This is a genomic window from Afipia sp. GW821-FHT04G03 (genome assembly GCF_059419985.1).
The window spans coordinates 1072501-1074217 of record NZ_JBWKSV010000002.1; the positions used below are offsets into that span (position 1 = coordinate 1072501).

Consider the following 1717-nt stretch of genomic DNA (forward strand, 5'->3'; position numbering starts at 1 on the left):
GCCGATTTCACCATTGTGCAGAACAATATCGAACTGGTGATGAGCGGGTTCGATCCGAAGACCAAGACCTATGTCGGCCCGGAAGCCGTCCTCAAGGCGCAACTCGCGGAGGTTCAGGCGGACAAGAAAATGCCGGCAGACGAAAAGAAGGACGCGCTGGCGGAAATCAACGAAGCCTTGAAAACACCGCCGCCTGCGCTGGAATACAAGGCCAATATCGACGTGGTCGGGAAATATTACGACAAGCTCAGCGCCATGATGCGGGACGACGACGAATAAAGGTCGCCCAAGAAAAGGAATTTTGACGCCGTCCTTCGGGGCGGCGTTTTGCTTTCGGTCCTGGGAATCTGCCGCTAGGCTAGGCTGGTGGGAGTTTTGTATGACGCAGACCGAGACGACCGAACAGGCGTGGCCGGCGCTGCCCTTCATTGGATGGCAGGATACCTGCGCCACCTTGCACATGTGGACGCAGGTCGTCGGCAAGATCCGCCTCGCGCTGGAGCCGATGGTCAACCATTGGTGGCAGGTGCCGCTTTATGTCACGACCACCGGCCTGACCACGTCGGCGATGCCGTACGGTTCGCGCAGTCTCCAGATTGATTTCGACTTCTGCCGTCATGTTCTTGTCGTCACCACCAGCGATCCGCGGCGTGTCGAGTTCGCGCTCGCGCCTTATTCGGTTGCGGAGTTCTACGGCAAGACAATGAGCGCGCTGCGCGATCTCGAAGTCGAAGTCGCGATCTGGACGATGCCGGTCGAAGTGCCGGGAGCCATTCCCTTCGAGCAGGATCACGATCACAAGTCTTACGATGCGGGGGCCGCTCAGCGATTCTGGCGCGTTCTGGTGCAGACGGATCGCGTCATGAAGCAGTTTCGCGCTGGCTTCACCGGCAAGGTGAGTCCGGTGCATTTTTTCTGGGGCAGTTTTGACATGGCCGTGACGCGCTTTTCAGGGCGCACCGCGCCGCCGCATCCCGGCGGTATGCCGAATCTCGGGGATTGGGTGGCGCGCGAGGCGTATTCGCACGAAGTCTCGAGTTGCGGCTTCTGGCCGGGCAACGGCGGCTTCGGCAAGGCCGCGTTTTACTCCTACGCTTATCCCGCGCCGCCGGGATTTGCCGATGCGCCGCTGCGTCCATCGGCGGCCGTGTTCGATACGAACCTGCAGGAGTTCGTTCTCGACTACGATGCCGTCAGAGCGGCTGCCGACCCGGACGCCATGCTGCTCGAATTTTTTCAAAGCACTTATGACGCCGCCGCCAACGCCAGCAAGTGGGACCGCGCCGCGCTGGAGCGGTAGATCTCGCAAGACCTGCTGTCATTGCGAGCGATGCGAAGCAATTCAGACTGAGGGTTGCGGCCCGTGGGACGAAGAACTGGGATTGCTTCGTCGCTTGCGCTCCTCGCGATGACGAAAGACGAGGATCAGCGATCGTTCCGCCGACGATTGGTGACTTGACTTTCCCTGCTCTGGATTATATTCCTATTACGTTCAGGCCGCGATGTTTCATGAGCAGCGCGGCACGGAACCTGAGTGACGACGGTGGAGCGCCGGGAGGCGCAGCGCCTGTCACCTCAGGCGCGCGCAGCCCTCGCAAGGCTGCGCGGCGGTCCCGATCGCAAGGGCTCCGCCAAAAGGTGCTGACCTGACCGGGCTTTTTTGGACCAAGCTTTGTGAGAAAGTGAGCTTGGAAAGGAGCTTTGGTTATGCCGAAGA

At 60.3% G+C, this 1717-nt stretch carries 2 protein-coding genes (1 of these 2 cut by a window edge); both read left to right on the top strand.

Annotation, left to right across the window (positions count from 1 at the left end; translation table 11 throughout):
* On the top strand, positions 1-279 hold the final stretch of the coding sequence (locus AC07UB_RS14425; protein ID WP_494653594.1) for a hypothetical protein. It extends 330 nt beyond the left edge of the window; the window shows 279 of its 609 coding nt (coding positions 331-609); its start codon lies off the left edge, out of view; the stop codon is at positions 277-279.
* A gap of 100 nt (positions 280-379) precedes the next feature.
* Entirely contained in the window at positions 380-1300 is a 921-nt protein-coding gene (locus AC07UB_RS14430; RefSeq protein WP_494653595.1) for a DUF5996 family protein, read from the top strand.
* Positions 1301-1717: the final 417 nt, after the last annotated feature.